Source organism: Aeromonas sp. QDB31 (assembly GCF_027707605.1).
Lineage (GTDB): Bacteria > Pseudomonadota > Gammaproteobacteria > Enterobacterales > Aeromonadaceae > Aeromonas > Aeromonas media.
The window spans coordinates 80,102-101,875 of record NZ_JAPCIX010000011.1 but is presented as its reverse complement, the minus strand read 5'-3'; the positions used below and the strand labels follow the sequence as shown (position 1 = coordinate 101,875).

Sequence of the window (21,774 nt, the reverse complement as noted above, 5' to 3'; positions counted from 1 at the left end):
GTACTAATTCGATAATAAAGTCTTTCGCATGACTTCGTACCAAACTCATAACGGTTACTGAGATATTTTTTATATCAGTATATTGTGGCCATATCTAAGATGGCTGAGTCTGTTAAGTTTATGTTTTATTTTAGATGTTTTGTTGCGACTTTATAGGGGGGCAATGGGTAACTTATGATATTCACCATGGTGTAGCAGGGTATAGTTATCTTACTGCATCATGGGGGATCCCAAATTAGGGGGAGGGTCTTCTCCCTCTTTCTAAAACCGAATTTCCACCGACTCTGCGCTGCGCTTTGCCTCGCCGTGATATACCGCTTCGATATTGTTGCCGTCGGGGTCGAGCACAAAGGCGGCGTAATAGCCGGGATGATAGGCTCGCTCGCCGGGGGTGCCATTGTCCTGACCGCCATGGGCCAGCGCCGCCTGATAGAAGCGATCCACCATGGCCCTGTCTTGCGCCTGAAAGGCGAGATGGTGGCGGCCGGTGAGTACGCCAAGCGCCGCCGGGCTGTTGATGGCGGTGACAAACAGCTCGTCAGCCCAGAAATAGCCGTCACCCGCGCCGCCTATGGGAATATCGAGGGCGGCCAGCATGGCGCTGTAAAAGCGCTGGCTGGCGGCCAGGTCCTTCACCACCAGCTGAATGTGGTCGATCAGCCGACCCCGATGCAGTGTTTGCGTTTCCATGCTCAGCCTCCACTCAGACATTTTTGGACAAGAAACCGGTCTGATTGCTGGTTATCGTTTTTGGGCAAGCTACCGCCCCTGAATGTCAGCTTCCAGTGTGCTGCTATTTGGCTGCGCTTGAGGGATGGCGTGGCCCATGGGTGACTCCAACGAGGCATATATTGCCATTCGGGTATGTTAGCGGGGGTGGCGCTAAGGGGAAGGGCAGGGTGATGGATTTCTGGGCGGGATCAAAGAATGAGTCGCTATGGCAAGGGGAGTGGCGGCGTAGTCGTGCTGTGAGAGGGGGCTATGCCCCCTCATTGGGCTCATGGGGCCGGTTGCCTTTTAGGCCAGCACCAGGGGTTGGTGGCTGTTATGGCCGCTCGTGAAGGAGAAGGGCCGGTCGCCCTCCCTCAGGCCAGCGCCAATGTCTGGCGGCTGCGCCACAGCCGCTCGTGGAAGAAGAAGACGACGGTGTTGATGGCGGGCTCTATCAGCGCCATCACGCCACCGGTGAGCAGCTCGCCGCTCAGCAGGTAGGCGACGGCGAAGGCCACCGAGAAGTGCACCAGGGCGAAGCTGCTGGTCTTGGCCTGCAGGCTGTGGTCGGGCTTGAGCTTGTGCCAACCAAGGTCGTGGAAGTAGAAGGCGACAGTGTTGACGGCGGGCTCGATCAGGGCGATCAGGCTGGCGGTGAGCAGTTCGCCGGTCAGCAGGTAAGCCACGGTGAAGGCGACACTGAAGTGCAGGATGGCGAAGCTGATGGTCTTTTTCATGATGGTGTCTCCTCTGGCGATAAAGGCAGTATCACCCAGAACCTCATCAAATGAAAACCATTCTCATCTATCAGCGAAATAGAAAATGCCTATCAACCGGGGGAGAAGCCACCAGATTGGGAGTTGCCTGGGGCCACGGCGGCGCTAGAGTGTGCCTTTTGCCATGAAAAAGGAGCTTTCATGACCATCAATGCCAACATCTATGTGCTGTTCATCCTGCTTCTGATGATCGTCGTCGGCGTCGTGGCCTGGCGACTGGCCCGGCGCAAGAGCCGCCACCCTGTGCTTGTCACCGTCCTGTGCGTGCTGCTCTGCCTGGTACCGCCCTTCGCCCTGCTGGCGCTGCTCATTCTGGCACTCTGGCGGGATATGCCCGTCAGGGCCTGAGGCGAGCGGCGTCATCCTGGCAACGGCAGATAGAGAAAAGCCCCTTTCGGGGCTTTGTCGTGTTTGCGGTCGGTGAGGGCTCAGTCGGCTGCCTTGTTGAGCCACTCCACCCTGTACTGGGCACCGGCGCCCTGGGCCAGTTTGGCGCACAGGGGTTTGAGGAAGTCTTCGATCTGCTCGTCCAGCATCCAGGGGGGGCTGACGATGAGCATGCCGGAGCCGTTCATGCCCCAGTCGCTGGTCTGGCCGGCCACTTCGAGCTCCGCCACCAGGACGTTGCCGAAGTTCTCCCGCTTGATCGCTTTGAGCATATCGCGGGACTTGTCCGCCTCCTGTCCGAGGATGGGATACCAGAGGGCATAGATGCCGGTGGCCCAGCGCTTCTGTGCTTTTTTAAGGGTATCGACCACGGCGAAGTAATCTTCCTTGAGCTCATAGGGAGGGTCGATGAGCACCAGCCCCCGGCGCGGCGTCGGCGGCAGCAGGGCCACCAGCCCCTCGAAGCCGTCCCTATGGTGGACGGCGACACGGGGGTCGTAGCCCATGTTGGCGCGAAGGTCCTCCACCTCGTTGTTGTGCAGCTCCATCAGCGCCAGCTTGTCCTGATCGCGGATAAGGCGGCGCGACAGCTCCGGCGAGCCCGGGTAGTAGTGCAGCTGACCATCGCTGTTCATCTCCTCGATGACGCCCAGATAGGGGGCCATGGCGGACCACTGGGCCCGCTCGTCCCACAGGCGGCCGATGCCGTCGACGTACTCCGCCTTCTTCTGGGACCAGTCGCCGCGCAGGTCATAGAGACCGCCGCCGGCATGGGTGTCCAGCACGATGAAGGGCTTCTCCTTCTTCTTGAGGGACTCGATGATCAGGGCCTGGACGGCGTGCTTCAGGACGTCGGCGTGGTTGCCGGCGTGAAAGGCGTGGCGGTAGCTCAGCATATTAGGTCTCTGAGGGGGCCCTGCTGGGCACCCAGTAACGATAGATAGTTCAACAGGTTGTGGCTCTTGCCACGAAACAGGGAGAGGCCGCGCAGGGTCTGCAGCAGGACCCCCTGTTGCAGCCGCTCCAGCTCCAGCTCGTGGGCCAGCATGGCCTGGTACTCTTCCTCGGCCAGCCGTGACTTGGCTTGCTGGCGCAGGGTGCGCCAGGGGAGCAGCACGGCTTCGGTCTGGACCAGGGCCGGTTGCAGGTCGGTGAGATCTACCGGGATGCCGAGCAAGTCCAGATGGTGCAGCAAGAGCGCCAGGTTGACGTTGCCCCCCTGGCTCTGCACGTCGAGCCAGTCCTGGCTGCGCTCGCCATAGACCTTGCCGCTCCAGTGCCAGAAGCCGAGTGGCGTCGGCAGCTCGTGCACGGCGACCCGCTCGCTTGCCATCAGCCGTTCGTCACGCAAAGAAGGCCTGCTCCATGGTTTCCAGCTCCTCACTGAGGCTCATCCATTCCAGCTCCACCTCTTCCAGCTGCTCCTTGAGGGGGCCCTGGGACTTGAGCAGCTCGGAGAGCTTGCCCTTGGCGCTCTCTTCGTAGATGGCGGGATCGGCCAGCTGGCTCTCTATGTCGCCAAGCTTGCCCTGCAGCTTCTCCATGCTGGCCTCGAGCTTCTCCAGCTTCTGGCGCAGTGGCCGGGTCTGCTGACGGAACTGGGCCTCGAGCCGTTTCTGATCCTTGCGCGCCACCGCCGAGTTGGCGGAGACGGGGCCGTCCGTCGGCTTGGCGTTGGCCTCTTTCTCCTGCTCGCCGAGCCACTTGTGGTAGTCATCCAGATCGCCGTCGAACGGCTCGACCCGGCCACCGTGCACCAGATAGAAGTCATCGGTGGTGGTGCGCAGCAGGTGACGGTCGTGCGAGACCACCACCATGGCACCCTCGAAGCCTTGCAGCGCCATGGTCAGGGCGTGGCGCATCTCCAGATCCAGGTGGTTGGTCGGTTCATCCAGCAGCAGCAGGTTCGGCTTTTGCCAGGTGATCAGCGCCAGCACCAGCCGCGCCTTCTCGCCGCCGGAGAAGGGGGCCACCTTGTCCAGCGCCTTGTCACCGTGGAAGCCGAAGCTGCCGAGGTAGTTGCGCAGCTCCTGCTCGGACTTGTCCGGCGCGAGGCGGGCCAGGTGATCGAGCGGGGTATCGTCCAGGCGCAGGGTCTCGAGCTGATGCTGGGCGAAGTAGCCGATGCTGACCCCGGCGCTCACCTCCAGCTTGCCCGATAACGGCGCATTGGAGCCCGACAGCATCTTGATGAAGGTGGACTTGCCTGCGCCATTGCGCCCCAGCAGGCCGATGCGTGAGCCCGGCACCAGGTTCATCTTTATCTTCTCCAGGATCACCTTGTCACCGTAACCGGCGCACAGGTTCTCCATGGCGATGAGGGGGGTCGGCAGGGCCGAGGGCTCGCGAAACTCGAAGCTGAACTCGGAGTCGGCGTGGGCGGGCAGGATCTTCTCCATCCGCTCCATGGCTTTCAACCGGCTCTGGGCCTGACGTGCCTTGGAGGCCTTGTAGCGGAAACGGTCCACATAGGCCTGCATGTGGGACATCTCCCGCTGCTGCTTCTCGTACATGGACTGCTGCTGCGCCAGTTGCTCGGCGCGCTGCAGCTCGAAGTCGGAGTAGCCGCCGGTATATTCGTTGAGCTTGCCGTTCTCGATGTGGATGATGCGGTTGATGACCGAATCGAGGAAGTCGCGGTCGTGAGAAATCAGCACCAGCGTGCCCTGATAGCCCTTGAGCCACTTCTCCAGCCAGATGACGGCATCCAAATCCAGGTGGTTGGTCGGTTCATCGAGCAGCAGCAGATCGGAGCGGCAGAGCAGCGCCTGGGCCAGGTTCAGGCGCATGCGCCAGCCACCGGAGAAGCTACGCACCGGCGAGTCGAGCTGATCGCCCCCAAAGCCCAGGCCGTGCAGCAGCTCGGCGGCGCGGGCGCGGATGCTGTAGGCGCCTATGGTGTCGAGCCTGCCGTGCAGCTCGGCCACCAGGAGGCCGTTGTCATCCGCCTCGGCCTGGGCCAGCTGGGCTTCGAGGGCGCGGAACTCCTTGTCGCCATCGACCACGTACTCCAGCGCGGAGCAGTCCAGCGCCGGGGTCTCCTGGGCCACGCCGGCAATCTGCCAGCCGGCGGGCAGACTGAAGCTGCCGTTGTCGATGGCCAGCTCGCCCCGCACCAGCGCAAAGAAGGTGGACTTGCCACAGCCGTTCTTGCCCACCAGGCCCACCTTGTGGCCGGGATGTATGGTGCAGGAAGCGTTGTCCAGCAGCGTGCGGCCGCCGCGGATCAGTTCGATTTGACTGGCAACTATCATGGATGGATCTGCTTGGCTCAATGAAGGGGAGAAACTGGCGCGGATCTTACGTGAAATGACTCGGATTTGCACTTGAGGCTGGAGGGCATGGCTGGCTGCGGCAAGAAAAACGTGCCATAACAGAGACATCTGTCAGGGGGCTGGAGGCTTCCATGTTGATTAAAGAGATCATGACGACCCGGGTTGCGACCGTTTCCATGGATGACAGGCTCAATGTCATCAAGGCGATCTTCGAGCAGGCTCACTTTCGCCACCTGCTGGTGGTGGAGGAGGAGGTGCTGGTGGGGGTCATCTCGGACCGGGATCTGCTGCGCGCCATCAGCCCCTATCTCGACACGGATGCCGAGATGAACCGCGACACCGAGACCCTCAACCGACGCGCCCACCAGATCATGAGTCGCGAGCCCATCACCATCTCTCCCGAACGTTCCTTGCAGGAGGCAGCCAGCATCATGCTGGAGCAGCATGTCTCCTGCCTGCCGGTGCTGGAAAACGGCGCCCTGGTGGGCATCGTCAGCTGGAAAGACCTGCTGCGCGTCATGCGGGGCTGGCAACCGATCTGAGGCTTCTTGGGGTCGCATGGAGCCCACTCCACCTGGCCCTTATTGAACACCGCTCGATACAAGTGTCTGTCATATCGATATAGGACGTTTTTATTGTTCTTATTTCATGTCTTCTATGGTTTAAAATTCCAAATTAATCGGCCTTTGTGACACTTGGTGTCGCAATGACTGGATTGCATCGTGTTTTTCCAATTAATCGACCCCAGCTTCAGTTCCCATCAAGGTTCGCAGATCTACCCTAGGTCATCGGAAATGAACCCGATTCAAAATGACAACGACCGAGCACAGGTCTGGTTTACACCTCAGAGGAACGAACAATGAAAAAGACAGCATTGACGATGGCCATCTCCAGCCTGCTGCTGGCCGGTGGTGCACAAGCTTCTACCGTTTACAACCAGGATGGTACCAAGCTTGACATCGGTGGCCGTGTTCAAGGCATGTACTACGGTAGCGACAACGACGACGAGAGTGGCGATCAGAGCTACCTGCGTCTGCGCATCGGTGGTGAGACCCGCATCAACGAAGAAACCGTCGCCAACGGCTTCGTCGAGTACAACGTACCGACCAACAGCTCCGACACCGAGCTGCGTTATGCCTACGTTGGCATCAAGAACGATCGTTTCGGTGCCTTCAGCTACGGTCGTCAGGATGGTCTGATTGCCAAGGCCGTTAACGACTACACCGACGTTCTGCCGGAGTGGGGCGGAGATGGCCTGGGCAAGGGTACCGAAGTGTTCGGTACCGGTCGCACCAACGGCCTGGCCCAGTACATCTACACCTTCGACGGTCTGGTGCTGGGTGCCCAGTTCACCGGCGAGAACGAAGCGCAGAACGAGAGCGCTACCAGCTGGACCAAGGGCTCCAACGAAGGTTACGCCCTGTCTGCCAACTACAACTTCGACATGGGCATCAGCCTGGGTCTGGCCTATAACCAGGCCGGCAAGACCACCGAACAGGTTGAAAAGGCCAACTTCGGCGCTCAGGACGCGAAGCTGACTGCCGTTGGTATCAAGTACAACGCCAACAACCTGTATGCTGCCGCGACCTATGCCTATGGCGAAGACCATGTCTACGTTAACAATGCCGGCAACAACGGTTACGTTAGCGAGAGCAACGGTTACGAAGCCGTAGTTCAGTACACCTGGGGCCAGTGGAAGCCGTCCCTGGCGTACAACCGTCTGGACGTGAAAGACGCCGACCAGAACATTGACGATACCCTGACCGAGTACGTGTCCATCGGTGCCTGGTACAACATCAACGACAACTTCGATGTCTACGTTGATTACAAGGCCAACCTGCTGAGCAGCGACGGCACTGACGGGTACAACAAGTTCGGCCAGAACACCGACGACGTCGTTGGCGTGGCCATGCAGTACCACTTCTAAGTCATTCCCTGACTGCCTACTGTATTTTTGGACCGGCCGCTTTGCGGCCGGTTTTTTTATGGGCGCCACATCAGGTGGGCGTGTTATCGGGCGTCAGGCCAATCCCGGGTTCAGCATTGTCCCCTGCTGGTCGATAACTCTCTGTGTCGGGTCGGTGGCGATGAAGGACGACTGTCACTGGGCTATGGGGCGAGGATCACGTCCCGTGGCCAAGTTCCTATCTTTTCTCGACCCTTTTCATTATTTCTATAGAGACTTGCGTTGCTCCTGCCGGGAGAATGCGGGTCTGGTTGGCATGCTGGCGCCCCATCGCGGGGCGGCACTCGGGAAACGGACGTAAGGGCTTTATATGGCGAGCATATTGGATTCAGTGGATCAACGTACCCAGCTGGTGGGGGAGAATCGCCTGGAGTTGTTGATGTTCCGGCTGGGTACCCAGCAGCTCTTTGCGATCAACGTCTTCAAGGTGCGGGAGGTGGTGAAGCTGCCCCATCTCAACAAGATGCCGGGCTCCCATCACAACATCAGCGGCGTGGCGAACATCCGCGGCGTCTCCATTCCCGTCATCAACCTGCGCGGTGCCATCGGCATGCGCCCCATGGCGGTCGACAACGAATCCAACCTCATCATCACCGAATACAACCGCACCATTCAGGGGTTCCTGGTGGGGCAGGTGGCCCACATCGTCAACATGACCTGGAAGGACATACTGCCGCCCCCCCGTTCGGCGGGCCGCGCCAACTACCTCACCGCCATCACCCGTGTCCCGGAGGGCGGGGTCGATCAGATTGTCGAAATCATCGACGTGGAGAAGGTGCTGGCGGAGATCATCACCTATGACATCCGCATCTCGGCGGAGGTGCTGGACAAGGAGATCCTGCCCCAGATGCAGGGGCGCCGGGTGCTCATCGTCGATGACTCCAGCACGGCCCGCAATCAGGTGCGCGAGACGCTCGCCCAGCTCGGGCTCGAGGTGATCGAGTGCCAGGATGGCTTGCAGGCGCTCAAGCTGCTCAAGGGGTGGTGCGATGCGGGCAAGAAGGTGACTGACGAGATCATGCTGATGATAACGGACGCCGAGATGCCTGAGATGGATGGCTACCGTCTGACCCACGAGGTGCGCAGCGATCCGCGCATGGCCGATCTCTTCATCACCCTCAACACCTCCCTGAGCGGCAACTTCAACGAGGCCATGGTCAAGAAGGTGGGATGCGATCGCTTCATCTCCAAGTTCCAGCCTGATTTGCTGGTCGGGGTTACCCAGGAGCGCATGCGCCAGATCCTGGGGGCTTGAACCGGACTCAAAGGCTTAGCGCCTTAAGCCAGCCTGATAACAGAACACCCGCCTTGGCGGGTGTTCTGTTTTGGCGGGCAGGGGCCAATGCCGGCCCCCTGGGGTCACTGGGTCAGCAGGGGCTCGATAAAGCGGGCGACCCGATCGCGGATCTGGGGCTGCGCCGCCGCCGTGGGGTGGATCCCATCGTTCATCATGAGTTCAGGGCGCAGCACAATATCATCGAGAAAGAAGGGCATCAGCGGCAGGCCATTGGCTTGCGCCAGCTCCGGGAAGATCTGCTCGAACTGCTGCAGGTAGCGAGCGCCATAGTTGCGCGGCAACTGGATCTGGGTCAGCACCGTCTTCGCCTGGCTGGCCTTGGCCAGCGCCACCATCTTGGTGAGGTTGGCCCGGGTGATGGCGGGGGCGAAGCCGCGCAGGCCATCGTTGCCGCCGAGCTCGATCAGCACCCAGTCAGGCTTGTGCTCCTCGAGCAGGGCGGGCAGGCGGGCCAGCCCTCCCTGGGTGGTTTCACCACTGATGCTGGCGTTGATGAGCTTGTGCTCGCCACCCTGCTGCTGCCATTTTTCATTGAGCAGGGCAGGCCAGCTCTGTTCGGCCGGCATCTGGTAGCCGGCACTCAGGCTGTCCCCCAGTACCAGCAGGGTTTGCGCCTGAGCTGATGAGAGCCAGCCACACAGGCAACTCAAGACGAACAAGACACGTATCATGCATTCAACTCCCAAGATCTATGGTCATTACAGGTTCAGGCAAACAGGAAACGTATCATGAGTTCAACGCCCATTATCACCGTCAGGGGGCTCGGCAAAACCGTTCGCCTCGGCCAGGAAAGTCTCACCATCCTTGAAGGGATCGATCTGCAAGTCAATACCGGCGAGACGCTGGCGCTGGTCGGTGCCTCCGGCTCTGGCAAGTCCACCCTGCTCGGCCTGCTGGCCGGGCTGGATCTGCCGAGCAGCGGCGAGATAGAGATCCTGGGTCAATCCCTCACCCGGCTGGACGAGGAGGGGCGGGCCAGATTGCGCGCCGAGCAGGTGGGGTTCGTGTTCCAGTCCTTCCTGCTGCTGCCCACCCTGAGCGCCCTGGAGAACGTCATGCTGCCAGCCGAGCTGCGCGGCGAGACCGACTGTGAGCCCCGAGCCCGCGAACTGCTCACCCAGGTCGGGCTGGCCGAGCGGCTGCACCACCTGCCGCCGCGCCTGTCCGGGGGTGAACAGCAGCGGGTCGCCATCGCCCGGGCCTTCATGACCCGGCCCAGCCTGCTGCTGGCGGACGAGCCGACTGGCAACCTCGACAGCAAGACGGGGGAGACGGTGATCGAGCTGCTGTTTCGCCTCAACCGTGAGCACAACACCACCCTGGTGGTGGTGACCCATGATCATGAGTTGGCCCAGCGCTGCCAGCGGCAACTGGTGATGGCGGCGGGACGGCTGGAGGTGGAGCCCGTTGCGGCGGCCAGGGTGGGAGAGTTGTCATGAGTCAGTGGCGACTGGGTTTCAAGTTGCTGCGCCGGGAAGGCTTCAGCGGGGAGCTGCGCTGGTTCGTGCTGGCGCTGGCCCTGAGCGTGGCCTGCGTGCTGAGTGTGGCCCTGGTGGCGGACCGGCTGGATGCGGGGCTCAAGGCCTCGGGCCGCGACTTCATCGGGGCGGATCGGGTGCTGCGCTCCGCCACCCCGGCGCCCGAGGCCTGGCTCGCCCAAGCGAAGCAGGAGGGGCTCCTCGTCCAGACCACGGTCAGCTTCAACAGCATGCTGTTTCACGGTGATGGGCTGCAGCTGGCGTCCATTCGCGCCGTGCCGAGCGATTTCCCCTTCTATGGCAAGCTGGAGCTGATGCCCCAGCGTGCCCCTGCGCCCGGCGAGATCTGGCTCTCCGACCGGGTGATGCAGTTGCTCGGCGCCACACTCGGGGACGAGCTGGAGGTCGGCAACACCAGATTGAAGGTGGCGGGGGAGCTGGGTCAGGAACCGGATCAGGGCTTCAGCCCCTTCCAGATGGCGCCAAGGGCGCTTATCCACAGCGCCGATATCGAGGCGACCGGCGCCCTCTTGCCGGGCAGCCGCCAGCAGTGGCGTTATCTCATCAAGGGGCCGCGGGAGGGGGTCGCCCGTTATGAGCGCTGGCTCAAGCCCAAGCTGACGGCTGGGCAGAAGCTGATCAAGCCGGACGATCAGGGCTCCCAGGTCGGCAAGACCCTGGCCAATGCCGAGCGCTTCTTCCGTCTGGCGTCGCTGGCAGGCGTGTTGCTGGGGGCGCTGGCCATGGGCATAGCGGTGCGTCACTTCGCCGAACGGCAGACCAACATGGTGGCGCTGCTCAAGACGCTCGGCGCGTCGCGGCGTACCCTATGGCAACTGATGGGAACGCTCCTGCTTTCCCTGACCTCGATAGGCGCCCTGATCGGTCTGGTGGCGGGGAGCGCCATGCAGTGGCTGACGCTGCAACTGCTGGGGGATCTGCTGCCCGCGGATCTGCCGCCCCCCTCCTGGCGTCCCTTCGCCCTGGGTCTGGCGGTCGCCTTCTTCATCACCCTGCTGCTGGCCTTCGTCCCTTTCCTGCGTCTGCTCAAGGTGCCACCGCTGCGGGTGCTGCGCCGGGAGCTGGAGGCGGGCATTCCCCCCTGGCTGACGGTGCCGGTTGGCCTGCTCGGCTTGTTCGGACTGGTCTGGGGCTTTACCGCCGATGTCAGGCTGGCGCTCGGTCTCATCGGGGGCATGGGGTTGTTGATGGTGCTGCTGGCGCTGCTGGCCTCCGGGCTGCTGCGACTCGGTGGTCGGCTCAAGGGGCCCCATGCCCTGCGTCTGGCCATCAGCCACCTCTCCCGCGAGCGCGGCAGCGGCCTGTTCCAGCTGGCGGGCTTTGCCCTGGCGCTCATGCTGTTCGGGCTCTTGTGGACGGCGCGGGTCGATCTGCTGGATGATTTCTCCGCCCGCCTGCCCGCGGATGCCCCCAACCGCTTCCTGGTCAATGTGGCCGACGGGGAGCGCGACGGCATACTGGCGGACCTGCACAAGGCCGGGGCCATCACCTCGGACTTCTACCCCATGGTGCGCGGGCGTCTGACCCGGATCGCCGGTCAGGCAGTGGGTGAGGATGCGGCGCGGGAGGGAGTGAACCGCGAGCTCAACTTCACCACCACGGCGACCCTGCCCCCCGACAACCAGGTCACCTCGGGGCAGTGGCTCGGCGGCAAGGGGGAGGTCTCCGTCGACGAGGTGCTGGCGGGCCAGCTTGGCATCGCTCTGGGGGACGCCCTCAGCTTCACCATAGAGGGGCGCAGCTTCGAGGCCAGGGTGACCAGCCTGAGGTCCATAAAGTGGGACAACATGCGCCCGAACTTCTACATGATCTTCTCGCCGGACGTGCTGGCCCCCTTCTCCCAGACCTGGCTTGGCAGCTATCGCTTGCCGCCACAGGGACGCAGTGCCGAGGTAGAGATCATCCGTCGCCACCCCACGGTGAGTCTCATCGACGTGGAGGATCTGATAGGGCGGCTAACCCTGGTCTCGAGTCAGGTGAGCCGGGCGTTGGGGCTGATGCTGGGGCTGGTGACGGTGGCCGCCCTGCTGGTGCTGCTGACCCAGACCCAGGCCAGCATGGCCGCCCGGCGCCGCGAACTGCTGCTGATGCGCACTCTGGGGGCCGGCAGCAAACTGCTCGAGAAGATGCTGCGCTGGGAGCTGGTGGCGAGCGGCGCCCTGGCGGGGCTGTGCGCCGCCACGGTGGTGGAGCTTTGCTCCTTTGGTCTGCAGTGGTGGTGGTTCGATGGCCGGTGGCAGTTCCACTGGGCCATCTGGGCCTGCTTGCCCCCGCTGGGTGCTCTGCTGGTGACCCTGGCCGGTCAGGGCATGCGCCGCCAGTTGCTGGCGGGCACCCTGAGCGACCGGTTAAGAGGTCTGGGGCAGGGGCTGCTCTGACAGCTCCCTGGCGAGGTGCCAGTCGTAAAAATCCCGACTTCGGTCGGGATTTTTCATCATGGCTTCAGCGCGGGGCTTGCAGCAGGTTGCCGAGGGCCTCGGGGAGGGCCGGATAGGTGAAGTGGAACCCCGCCTCCTGCAAGCGTGCGGGCAGGACGTGCTGGCCGGTGAGCAGCAGATCCGCCGCCTCGCCCATCAGCAGTCGAAGCACCTGGGCTGGCACGAAGAAGAGGTGCGGGCGATGGAGTGTGCTCGCCAGGGTCTGGCTGAACAGGCGATTGCTGACCGGCTGCGGGGCCGTGCCATTGAAGATCCCCTCGCACTCGTCGTGCTCGAGCAGGAACAGCATGGCCCGCACCAGATCCTGCACATGGATCCAGCTCATCGTCTGGGTGCCCGGGCCCATGGGGCCGCCGAGCCCCAGCCGATAGGGGGGCAGCATCCTGGGCAGGGCACCGCCATCGGTGCCGAGCACCAGGCCGATGCGCACTATGCAGACCCGGGTCTGGGCGCTGCGGGCCTGCAGGGCCAGTTGCTCCCACCGCTGGCAGAGCCGGTGGGTGAACTCGTCGTGAGGGTGGTGGCAGCGCTCGTCCAGAGGCTCATCCCCCTGGCGGCCATACCAGCCGATGGCGGAGGCGTTCAGCAACAATCTGGGTGGCGTGCTGGAGAGCTTGATGAGATCGACCAGTTGCTCGGTCAGCAGCCAGCGGCTGTTGCACAACAACTGCTTGCGGGATTCGCTCCAGCGGCCAGCGGCGATGGGCTCCCCGGCCAGGTTGATGACGATGTCCACGTCGTTGAGGTGGTCCAGCCGGTCCAGATTGTCGAGCAGAGTGACGTCATGGCCAAGCAGCTCATAGGCCCGGCTACCCTGACGGGTCAACACCACCACGTCATGCGCCACCTTGAGGTGTGCCACCAGGCGGCGGCCGATAAAGCCGGTGCCTCCCGTGATCAGTATCTTCATGTCCTGCCTCCCTGACGGCTGTTCGCTCTACTCTAGAGGCTGGGCGCTGGATGGACAAGATCCTGTTTTTATGAGCATTATAAATTCACGATGGGGCAGGCTAGTGCACCTTGCGCTGGCGGCGGCACGAAGCGTCGATGGGGGTGGTATTTGTCGACCATGCCGCCATTCGCTTTGTATCTGGACGCATCACCATTACTTGCCAAGCGGACAGCAGCGAGTAAACTCGTCCGCTTTTTCGCCGTGACCATGAGGGCAGTTATGCCATTTCGTCGTTTAAGGGTGCGTCAATTCTATGTCCGGCTGGTCTGTGCCCTGCTGGCGGGTCTGCTGCCCATGGTGCTGGGACTGGCCATCATCGTCTGGCAGACCGCCACCGGGGTGCGGCAGGATGCGGTGGCGCGGCTGCAACATGCCAGGCTGATGTTTGACCGTACTCTGGACAACGCCCAAGTGGCGGCGTCGGCCCTTCGCGGCAGCCTGGACAAACCCTGCCTCGAGGTGGTGCAGGGGCTGCGGGATCAGGTGGCGACGGTGCCGGATGTGCGCAGCGTCAACCTGGCCGAGGGCACGACCATCTACTGCACCTCCCTCTATGGGCCGGTCAGCGGGGAGATCAGGCTGGGCGACTATGCGGATGGCAAGCTCGACCTGATGAAGGGCAATCCCGTCACCCCGAATCGTCCCCTCATCGTCTACCGGGAGGAGATCGGTGCGTTCAGCGTGCTGGTGGGCATAGATGGTTACTACCTGCTCAACATTCTGGACATGCTGAGCCGCAACTCCCCCCTCGGCCTGGTGGTCGGCCAGGAGATGCTGCTGCGGGACAGCCAGCTCACCGACAGGCTCATCCCCCCGGGTAGCCAGGGCTATCTGGAGGAGCACTCGACCAGGTATCCGTTCAAGGTGGTGACCAGGGTATCGGTCGGTGAGTACAGGGCCCATATCTGGGACTACTCCAAGGTCGGCATCATCGTCTATCCCCTGCTGAGCCTGCTGTTCGGGGTGGGGATCTTCTGGTTGACGGGACGATCGACCTCCCCGACCCAGGAGCTGAAGCGGGCGCTGGATCAGCAGGAGTTCATTCCCTACCTGCAACCCGTGGTGACCGGGGACGATGCGCACTGGAGCGGCTGCGAGGTGCTGATGCGCTGGCAACATCCCCGCCAGGGCATGATCTCGCCGGATCGCTTCATTCCGCTCGCAGAGGACAGCGGCCTCATAGTCCCCATGACCCGGTTGCTGATGGCCCAGGTGCGAGAGGCCTTTGCCCACCTGGCGGACCAGTTGCCCGGGGGGTTCCACTTCGGTTTCAACATCAGCGCCAGCCACTGCAAGGATCTCAGCCTGGTGGACGATTGCCGGGACTTCATCTATGCCTTCCGGGATAACCCCATCAAGCTGGTGCTGGAGTTGACCGAGCGCGAGCTCATCGTGGCGGACGAGGTGACTGACCGGCTGTTCGCCGAGCTGCACCAGCTCGGGGTCTTCATCGCCATCGACGACTTCGGCACTGGCCACTCCAGCCTGACCTATCTGCAGACCTTCCAGGTGGACTTCCTCAAGATCGATCAGAGTTTCGTCGGCATGATAGGGTCGGATGCGCTCTCCAGCCACATCGTCGAGAACGTCATCGATCTGGCGACCCGGCTCGGTCTGCTGCTGGTGGCTGAGGGGGTGGAGACCCAGGTGCAGGCCGATTACCTGAAGGCGCGCAAGGTGGACTTCCAGCAGGGTTACCTCTATGGCAGGCCCATGCCGATGACGGTCTTTGCCAGCCAGCTACCCACCCAGAAGGGATCATCAGCCTGAGGGGCAGCGGCTCCAATGGTTTGCCCATCCACGTCTTGCCCGCTCACCGGGGCTGACGGCGAGACATAAAAAAAAACCAGCGACCCGGGTCGCTGGTTTTTTTTCATCTTCAGAGGGTTCAGAGCATGCGGGCCAGGGCGCGGCAGAGGCGCTTGATGCCCTCTTCCGTGGTGGCCTCATCCACGCAGGAGAAGCTCAGGCGCAGGGTGTTCTGGATCTCGGGGCGCACATAGAAGGGAGCACCGGGCACGAAGGCCACCTTCTCCTTGATCGCCTCGTCGAACAGGGCCATGGCACTGACGCTGGGCGGCAGGGTCAGCCAGAGGAACATGCCTCCCTCGGGACGGGTGTAGCTGACGCCGGGCGGGCAATGACGGCTCAGGGCGGCCTCCATGGCGGCCCGCTGGCGGCCATAGACCTCCTTGATCTTCTCCAGATGGGCATCCAGCGAGTGATCGGTCAGGAAGCGGTGCAGCACCTGCTGGCTGAAGGCGTTGCTGTGCAGATCCGTGGCCTGCTTGGCGATGGTCACCTTCTTGCGCAGCCAGTCCGGCACCAGCATCCAGCCCAGACGGAACGCGGGTACCACCGTCTTGGAGAAGGAGCCGAGCAGCACGGTATTGTTCGGTGCCAGCTTGGCGATGGGGGGAAGATGTTCCCCCTCGAAGCGCAGCTCGCCATAAGGGTCGTCTTCCACCATCAGCAGATCGTGGCGCACCAGCCGCTCGGCCAGGGCCTCACGGTTGGCGCGGCTGTAAGAGACCCCGCTCGGGTTCTGGAAGTTCGGCACGCCGTACAGCAGCCTGGCGCTGGAACCCTGCTCCAGCAGCGCATCCAGCGCGGCCAGATCCAGTCCCTCTTCCCCGAGGGTGATGGGCTTGAAGTTCGGTTGATAGACGGAGAACGCCTGGATGGCACCTAGGTAGCCCGGCTCTTCGATGATCAGATCCTGCCCCTCGTCCACCAGCACCTTGCCCAGCAGATCCAGCGCCTGTTGGGAGCCGCTGGTGATGAGGATGTTGTCCGGGTTGACCTCCATGCCGTGGCGGCTCAGGTAGCGGTCGGCGATGTACTGGCGCAGCGGGGCGAAACCTTCGGTGGTGGCGTATTGCAGCGCCGCAGCGCCCTGCTCGCGCAGCACGTCCTGGCAGGCTTGCTCGATGGCCTTGACCGGGAACAGGTGAGGATTGGGCAGGCCGCCGGCGAAGGAGATGATCTCCGGATTGGCGGCGACTTTGAGGATTTCACGGATAAACGAAGGCTCGACCTTCTCGAAGCGCTGGGCAAAAAACGGCTGCATAGGGTTCTCTCTGACTAGGTGGCGGTCGCTCCATTCAACCGCCAGGTTATCCGTTTGTATCAGATTTAAGAAATGAGGCAATGGCTGTCACAAAAATCCATAAAAAAGGGCAGGTTTGGCACCTGCCCGAATTTTATCGCTTCGACCCTGGCCGAGGGCGCAAAAAGCCCTGCCAGTTGTTCATCGGTCGGGATGGGGCACTCAGATCCCCGGCGCCTTGAGGAAGCTGATCATCAGCTCCGTGTTGGCACCGAGCTGCTGCTGGACCCGGCCCGGGAATAGCTCGGCCATCTTGTCGAGGCGGTCGTGCTCGGTGTGCCAGATCTTGCCCCACTGGGTCTCGCTGTCCCGATCGCAGGCGCTCTTGCTGGTTTCGTCGTAGCAATCCCACAGCGCCGGGTTGGTGCTCTGGGAGTAGCCGTCATAACCATCCTCCCCGTTGATGGTGAAGTTGGTGGCCTCCACATAGGCGATCGGCACCCCTAGACAGGCGAAGGGGGCGTGATCCGACCAGCTGCCAGTTTCCCCTTCCGGGTAACCGTCGTAGCTGGGGTGGATGGCGAAGGGGGTGGCGCTCTGCTTGGAGATGGCCAGCAGGCGATCGCGCACCTTGGGATCGAAGCTGTAGCGGCTCGGCTCGGCACAGTTGTACTCGGCCACGTCGGAGTGGGCGGAGTGGACATAGACGATGTCGCCCCCGGCGATGGTGTCGTAGTTCACCATGGCCAGCAGCTTGGCGACGGCGTCGCCGTCGAGGCTGGCGACATAGGCCCTGGAGCCGTTGAGGCCGTTTTCCTCCGCTCCGAAGAAGGCGAAGCGCACCGTGTAGGGCAGGGTTTGATCCTTGAGCGCCTCTGCGACCGCCAGCAGGGCTGCGACACCGGCGCCGTTGTCGGTGGCACCTTCGGATCCCTTCTTCTCGCCGGTGCTGTCATAGTGGGCACCGATCAGGATCACCTTGTCGCTCTGACCCTTGAGTTCGGCGACCAGATTCTGGGAGGTTCTGTCGGTGCCGCCCCGGGTGTAGCTGAAGGGCTGGTTCTGCACCTCGTAGCCCCAGCCAGTCAGATGATCCTGGATCCAGGCGGCGGCGCGGGTTTCGGCCTCGGTCCCCGTGGGTCTGGCGCCTATCCCCTCGGCGCTCGAGCTCAGTTGCACCAGGTATTCATAGGCCTGGGTGGCGGGCGCAGGGGGCTGGGAGTCATTGTCAGAGGTGTTGCACCCGGCCAGCAGGGACGGGATGACGAGGGTCAACAGGGCTTTTTTCATACTGCAATCCTTTGTTGTGTATGGTTTTATTTTTCCGCGTCAGGATGCACCTGACGCCCGGGAGATTCTGTGAAGGGGGTGGCATTTGTCAACCGCAGGGGCGGAATTGGTCAGTCAGGGGGGATTTGTTGTGCGAAACACTTGCGCCTTGGGCCTATCTTGGGATAATTCGCTCCCCTGTTTTTGCCGATTGATGAAATAACGAACCACCCAGGTCGCCCTTAACCCGGATGGCCCCCGGTTCTGTTACCCGGATTGATGAAATAACGAGACAATTATGCCTGTGACCCAAGATGTATTTAACGAAGACGGCAAGTTCATGCGCAAGATCCGCAGCTTCGTCCGTCGCGAAGGCCGCCTGACCAAAGGGCAGGAGAAGGCTCTGGAAGAGCTCTGGCCGGTCATGGGCATCGATTTCGCACCGGCGCCGCTGGACATGGTGGCGCTGTTTGGCCGCGAGGCCCCGGTGGTGCTGGAAATAGGCTTCGGCATGGGCGCCTCCCTGGTGGAGATGGCCAAGAATGCCCCCGAGAAGAACTTCATCGGCATTGAGGTACACTCTCCCGGTGTGGGTGCCTGCCTCGGCACCGCCCAGGAGGCGGGCGTCACCAACCTGCGCGTGATCTGTCACGATGCGGTGGAAGTGCTGGAGCACATGATCCCGAACGGCTCGCTCGCCTGCCTGCAGCTGTTCTTCCCGGACCCCTGGCACAAGAGCCGTCACCACAAGCGCCGCATCGTGCAGCCGGCGTTTGCTCAGGACATTCGCCAGAAGCTCGCCATCGGTGGCGTCTTCCACATGGCCACCGACTGGGAAAACTACGCCGAACACATGCTGGAAGTGATGAGTGCCGCCGAAGGGTACGAGAACACCTCCGCCACCGGCAACTGGGTGGAGCGCCCCGACTGGCGCCCGCTGACCAAATTCGAACAACGTGGCCATCGTCTGGGTCACGGGGTCTGGGATCTGATTTTCAAACGTGTCAGCTAAGCTGGCGCGTCAACTCGCGTATCCACTAACTTGAGGAGCTATCATGGCCAATCGTAGCCGCCGTCTGCGTAAGAAACTGCGCGTCGATGAATTCCAGGAAATGGGTTTCGACATCAGTTTCAACTTCCCGGTCGGCACTGCCGAAGAGACCATCGATGCGGTAGTCGATGCGATGATCGATGAGGTTGTTGAACCCCGTAAACTGGCCTTCGCCGGTTCGGGCCACCTGGCCTGGGAAGGCATGATCTGTACCCAGCAACTGGGCAAGTGTACCGAAGAAGACCGCGCCGTCGTCAAATCCTGGCTGGAAGGCAAGGGGATGGAAGCGGTGGTGGTCACCGAGCTGTTCGACCTCTGGTACGGTGAGCCGGCCTGATATCGGATTGCCTGTCACGGGCACATAGAAAATCCCGCCGCCGGCGGGATTTTTGTCGGTGAGCCTCGCCTCACCTCGTCTCATCTCATGGAATCGTCGATGGTGTTGTCATCCGAATTACTGGCCAGCATCCTGGAAGAGGTGCGTCCGCTGCTCGGGCAGGGCAAGGTGGCCGATTATATTCCCGCGCTGGCGCAGGTGCCGGCGGACAGGCTCGGGATCGCCGTCTGTACCGTGGAGGGGGAGCTGTTCACCGCCGGTGACGCCTTCGAGCCCTTCTCCATCCAGAGCATCTCCAAGGCCCTGAGCCTCACGCTGGCACTCACCCTCTATCAGGAGGAGGAGATCTGGGCCCGGGTGGGCAAGGAGCCGTCAGGCCAGCCGTTCAACTCGCTGGTGCAGCTTGAATTCGAGCACGGCATTCCCCGCAACCCCTTCATCAATGCCGGTGCCCTGGTGGTGAGCGATCTGCTGGAGACCCGGCTCACCGCCCCCCGGCAGCGTACCCTGGAACTGGTGCGGCGCCTGTGCGGCAATCCGGCCATCATGGCGGACCAGGTGGTGGCCCGCTCCGAATATCAGCACGCCGCCCGCAACGCCGCCATCGCCTACCTGATGAAGGCCTATGGCAACTTCGAGAACGAGGTGGACAAGGTGCTGCAGAGCTACTTCAATGCCTGTGCCATCCGCATGAGCTGCGTCGATCTGGCCAGGGCATTCATCTATCTGGCCAACCGTGGCGTGCCGCTCGGTGAGACGACGCCCCTGCTGCCTGCCCGCACCACCAAGCAGGTCAACGCCCTGCTCGCCACCTGCGGCCTCTATGACGAAGCCGGTGATTTTGCCTATCGGGTCGGCATGCCGGGCAAGTCCGGGGTGGGGGGCGGCATCATGGCGCTGATCCCCGGCGAGCTGACGGTCTGTGTCTGGTCCCCCGAGCTCAACAAGGCGGGCAACTCCCTGGCGGGCACGGCGGCGCTGGAGCTGCTGGCCGAGCGCCTGGGGCGCTCCATTTTTTAACTTTGTTCACTATGCATCGAGACAACATCATGAAACGAATGACAGGACTGTGGCGAAGCGGCCTGGCCGCCTTGCTGCTCTGGTGTGCCTGGCCCGCCCTGGCCGCCGAACTACCTTCCCTCTCCCTGGCGGATGCCAAGGCGAAGCAGGCCGTGATTCTGGATACCCGCCCCAGCTACTTCTACCAGGGCTGGCCCATGGCGGGCGAGACGCAGGGTGGCCATGTGGCCGGTGCCGAGCACCTCTCCGCCGAGTGGAAATACAGTGACGAAGAGTGGCCCAAGGCGCTCGCGAGCAAGGGGCTGAAGGCCGATCTCCCGGTCGCTCTCTACGGCGCACCGCGGGAAGTGGCCGAGGTGGCCCGCCTGCTGCGCCAGCAGGGCATCAAGCAGCTGTTCGAGCTGCAGGGCTGGCAGAGCGCGCCGCGCGAGCACCTGGCCCGCTGGCAGCAACTGGTCTATCCGCTCTGGCTCGCCGATCTGCAGGCAGGCAAGCCGGTGGCTGCCGCCCCCAAGGGGGAGTGGAAGGTGTTCGAAGTGGACTGGGGGGCTCCCAAGGCCTATCTGCTGAGCCACATTCCGGGGGCTGGTTACATCGACACCAACCGCCTGGAGGCGGAGCCGCTGTGGAACAAGGTCTCTGACGAAGCCCTCAAGCAGTTGCTGCTGGAGAACGGCATCCGCCACGACACCACCGTCATCCTCTATGGTCGCAACACCATGGCGGCGGCCCGCGCCGCCCATCTGATGATGTATGCCGGGGTGGAAGACGTACGCCTGCTGGATGGCGGCCTGGATGCCTGGTTCGTGCAGCACCTGCGCACCGAGACCGGTCTGGCGAACAAGTTTGAGCCGGTGAAGGAGTTTGGCGTGTCCATTCCGGCCCATCCCGAGTACTACACCACCCTGAGCCAGGCCAAGGCGCTGCTCGAGCAACCCGATGGCGCCCTGGTCAGCGTGCGCACCTGGGATGAGTTTGTCGGCAACACCTCCGGCTACAGCTACATCAAGCCCAAGGGCGACATTCCCGGCGCCAAGTGGGGTCGCGGCGGCGTGGATGCCAACAGCATGAGTGACTTCCACAACCCGGACGGCACCATGAAGCCGGCTAGCGAGATCCTCGCCATGTGGGATGAGTGGGACATCGAACCGACCCAGCAGGCCGCCTTCTACTGCGGTACCGGCTGGCGCGCCTCCGAGGCCTTCTTCTACGCCTGGCTGATGGACTGGAAGCGGATCAGCGTCTACGACGGCGGCTGGTACGAGTGGAGCTCGGATCCTGCGAACCCCACCGTCACCGGTGAGCGCAAGCCACAGGGCTGATGACGCGGATGCGTTGCCCAGTCAAAGGCCGGACTCATGTCCGGCCTTTGAGCATTCAGGGGGCTGAGATGGGGAGTTGATTCTTGATATGGATCCAGTTTTGCAGAGTTTTTTGAACGGATTGATTTCATTGAACTAATCTTCAACAGACGTCCTTGAGGTAAGGATGAAAGCGGAGATTAAAGCAGATGAAAAAGCTGATGATGATCATGGTGTGTGCCTTGGGGCTGGTGGCATGCAGCTCCCAATACATAATGAGTACCAAGGACGGCAAGATGATCACCACCGACAGCAAGCCCAAGTTGGACGAGAGCACCGGCATGTACCGCTACTACGATGCCGAGGGGCGGGAGGTCATGATCAAGCAGGACGATGTTACCCAGATCATGGAGCGCTGATACCTTGTGACTGTGGCGAAAGGAGGG

General features: G+C 62.4%; 21 protein-coding genes. 12 read left to right on the top strand and 9 right to left on the bottom strand.

Features of this window, described 5'->3' with window-relative positions; translation table 11 throughout:
* Positions 1-261 precede the first annotated feature (261 nt).
* Both PG898_RS13120 and PG898_RS13115 read right to left on the bottom strand, forming a co-directional pair.
* Positions 262-690 (bottom strand): VOC family protein, encoded by a 429-nt coding sequence (locus PG898_RS13120; RefSeq protein ID WP_270824699.1) that lies wholly within the window; start codon positions 688-690, stop codon positions 262-264.
* Positions 691-1,085: 395 nt separating this feature from the next.
* Entirely contained in the window at positions 1,086-1,448 is a 363-nt protein-coding gene (locus PG898_RS13115) for a DUF2061 domain-containing protein (protein ID WP_270824700.1), read from the bottom strand.
* A 180-nt stretch (positions 1,449-1,628) separates the two neighbouring features.
* Here PG898_RS13115 and PG898_RS13110 point away from each other — a divergent pair, with 180 nt between their 5' ends.
* On the top strand, positions 1,629-1,835 hold the full coding sequence (locus PG898_RS13110) for a hypothetical protein (protein WP_005325909.1): 207 nt from the start codon (positions 1,629-1,631) through the stop codon (positions 1,833-1,835).
* 80 nt (positions 1,836-1,915) lie between these two features.
* Here the strand turns inward: PG898_RS13110 and PG898_RS13105 are convergent, their stop codons facing one another.
* The 3 genes from PG898_RS13105 to PG898_RS13095 are packed head-to-tail and all read right to left on the bottom strand — an operon-like array spanning position 1,916 to position 5,128.
* A complete protein-coding gene (locus tag PG898_RS13105) occupies positions 1,916-2,770 on the bottom strand; it encodes a 23S rRNA (adenine(2030)-N(6))-methyltransferase RlmJ (protein WP_270824701.1) in 855 nt (284 codons plus the stop codon).
* Complete coding sequence (locus PG898_RS13100) at positions 2,764-3,225, bottom strand: DUF2390 domain-containing protein (RefSeq protein ID WP_182787743.1); 462 nt, start codon at positions 3,223-3,225, stop codon at positions 2,764-2,766. Before PG898_RS13100 ends, PG898_RS13105 begins: the two co-directional genes overlap by 7 nt.
* Positions 3,218-5,128 (bottom strand): ABC transporter ATP-binding protein, encoded by a 1,911-nt coding sequence (locus PG898_RS13095; protein WP_270824703.1) that lies wholly within the window; start codon positions 5,126-5,128, stop codon positions 3,218-3,220. The genes PG898_RS13100 and PG898_RS13095 overlap by 8 nt, the downstream gene beginning before the upstream one ends.
* 152 nt (positions 5,129-5,280) lie before the next feature.
* On the opposite strand from PG898_RS13095, the gene PG898_RS13090 reads away from it, so the two are divergent.
* The 3 genes from PG898_RS13090 (at position 5,281) to PG898_RS13080 (ending at position 8,370) form a co-directional block, all read left to right on the top strand.
* Positions 5,281-5,691 carry a CBS domain-containing protein gene (locus tag PG898_RS13090; RefSeq protein WP_226171593.1) on the top strand — a complete coding sequence of 137 codons (411 nt, stop codon included), beginning with the start codon at positions 5,281-5,283 and terminating at the stop codon, positions 5,689-5,691.
* 317 nt (positions 5,692-6,008) lie between these two features.
* Positions 6,009-7,076, top strand: a complete 1,068-nt coding sequence (locus tag PG898_RS13085) for a porin (protein WP_226171596.1) — start codon at positions 6,009-6,011, stop codon at positions 7,074-7,076.
* 349 nt (positions 7,077-7,425) lie between these two features.
* Positions 7,426-8,370: a chemotaxis protein CheV gene (locus PG898_RS13080; RefSeq protein ID WP_042650193.1), complete on the top strand. Its 945-nt coding sequence runs from the start codon at positions 7,426-7,428 to the stop codon at positions 8,368-8,370.
* A 104-nt stretch (positions 8,371-8,474) separates the two neighbouring features.
* Here PG898_RS13080 and PG898_RS13075 read toward each other — a convergent pair whose 3' ends face one another.
* Positions 8,475-9,083 (bottom strand): arylesterase, encoded by a 609-nt coding sequence (locus PG898_RS13075; RefSeq protein ID WP_182787747.1) that lies wholly within the window; start codon positions 9,081-9,083, stop codon positions 8,475-8,477.
* 57 nt (positions 9,084-9,140) lie between these two features.
* Between PG898_RS13075 and PG898_RS13070 the strand changes: the two genes are divergently transcribed.
* Both PG898_RS13070 and PG898_RS13065 read left to right on the top strand, forming a co-directional pair.
* Positions 9,141-9,851: an ABC transporter ATP-binding protein gene (locus PG898_RS13070; RefSeq protein WP_005325231.1), complete on the top strand. Its 711-nt coding sequence runs from the start codon at positions 9,141-9,143 to the stop codon at positions 9,849-9,851.
* Positions 9,848-12,289 (top strand): ABC transporter permease, encoded by a 2,442-nt coding sequence (locus PG898_RS13065; RefSeq protein ID WP_270824704.1) that lies wholly within the window; start codon positions 9,848-9,850, stop codon positions 12,287-12,289. Before PG898_RS13070 ends, PG898_RS13065 begins: the two co-directional genes overlap by 4 nt.
* Positions 12,290-12,353: 64 nt before the next feature.
* On the opposite strand, the gene PG898_RS13060 is transcribed toward PG898_RS13065, so the two are convergent.
* Positions 12,354-13,259 (bottom strand): TIGR01777 family oxidoreductase, encoded by a 906-nt coding sequence (locus PG898_RS13060; RefSeq protein ID WP_171273296.1) that lies wholly within the window; start codon positions 13,257-13,259, stop codon positions 12,354-12,356.
* 261 nt (positions 13,260-13,520) lie between these two features.
* Here PG898_RS13060 and PG898_RS13055 point away from each other — a divergent pair, with 261 nt between their 5' ends.
* Complete coding sequence (locus PG898_RS13055; protein WP_270824705.1) at positions 13,521-15,071, top strand: EAL domain-containing protein; 1,551 nt, start codon at positions 13,521-13,523, stop codon at positions 15,069-15,071.
* 118 nt (positions 15,072-15,189) lie between these two features.
* Here PG898_RS13055 and PG898_RS13050 read toward each other — a convergent pair whose 3' ends face one another.
* Together PG898_RS13050 and PG898_RS13045 are read right to left on the bottom strand one after the other, a co-directional pair.
* Positions 15,190-16,371, bottom strand: coding sequence for an aminotransferase-like domain-containing protein (locus PG898_RS13050; protein WP_043132945.1), 1,182 nt, complete (start codon positions 16,369-16,371; stop codon positions 15,190-15,192).
* 201 nt (positions 16,372-16,572) lie between these two features.
* Complete coding sequence (locus PG898_RS13045; RefSeq protein WP_270824706.1) at positions 16,573-17,640, bottom strand: M28 family metallopeptidase; 1,068 nt, start codon at positions 17,638-17,640, stop codon at positions 16,573-16,575.
* Positions 17,641-17,917: 277 nt separating this feature from the next.
* On the opposite strand from PG898_RS13045, the gene trmB reads away from it, so the two are divergent.
* From trmB to PG898_RS13020, 5 genes are all read left to right on the top strand, one after another.
* Positions 17,918-18,631, top strand: coding sequence for a tRNA (guanosine(46)-N7)-methyltransferase TrmB (gene trmB, locus PG898_RS13040; RefSeq protein ID WP_041205099.1), 714 nt, complete (start codon positions 17,918-17,920; stop codon positions 18,629-18,631).
* 43 nt (positions 18,632-18,674) lie between these two features.
* Positions 18,675-19,007 carry a YggL family protein gene (locus tag PG898_RS13035; RefSeq protein WP_005325222.1) on the top strand — a complete coding sequence of 111 codons (333 nt, stop codon included), beginning with the start codon at positions 18,675-18,677 and terminating at the stop codon, positions 19,005-19,007.
* A 99-nt stretch (positions 19,008-19,106) separates the two neighbouring features.
* Positions 19,107-20,027, top strand: coding sequence for a glutaminase B (glsB, locus tag PG898_RS13030; RefSeq protein WP_270824707.1), 921 nt, complete (start codon positions 19,107-19,109; stop codon positions 20,025-20,027).
* A 38-nt stretch (positions 20,028-20,065) separates the two neighbouring features.
* Entirely contained in the window at positions 20,066-21,349 is a 1,284-nt protein-coding gene (locus PG898_RS13025; RefSeq protein WP_374396647.1) for a rhodanese-like domain-containing protein, read from the top strand.
* 188 nt (positions 21,350-21,537) lie between these two features.
* Positions 21,538-21,747, top strand: coding sequence for a YgdI/YgdR family lipoprotein (locus tag PG898_RS13020; protein ID WP_182787760.1), 210 nt, complete (start codon positions 21,538-21,540; stop codon positions 21,745-21,747).
* The last annotated feature ends 27 nt before the right edge of the window (positions 21,748-21,774 follow it).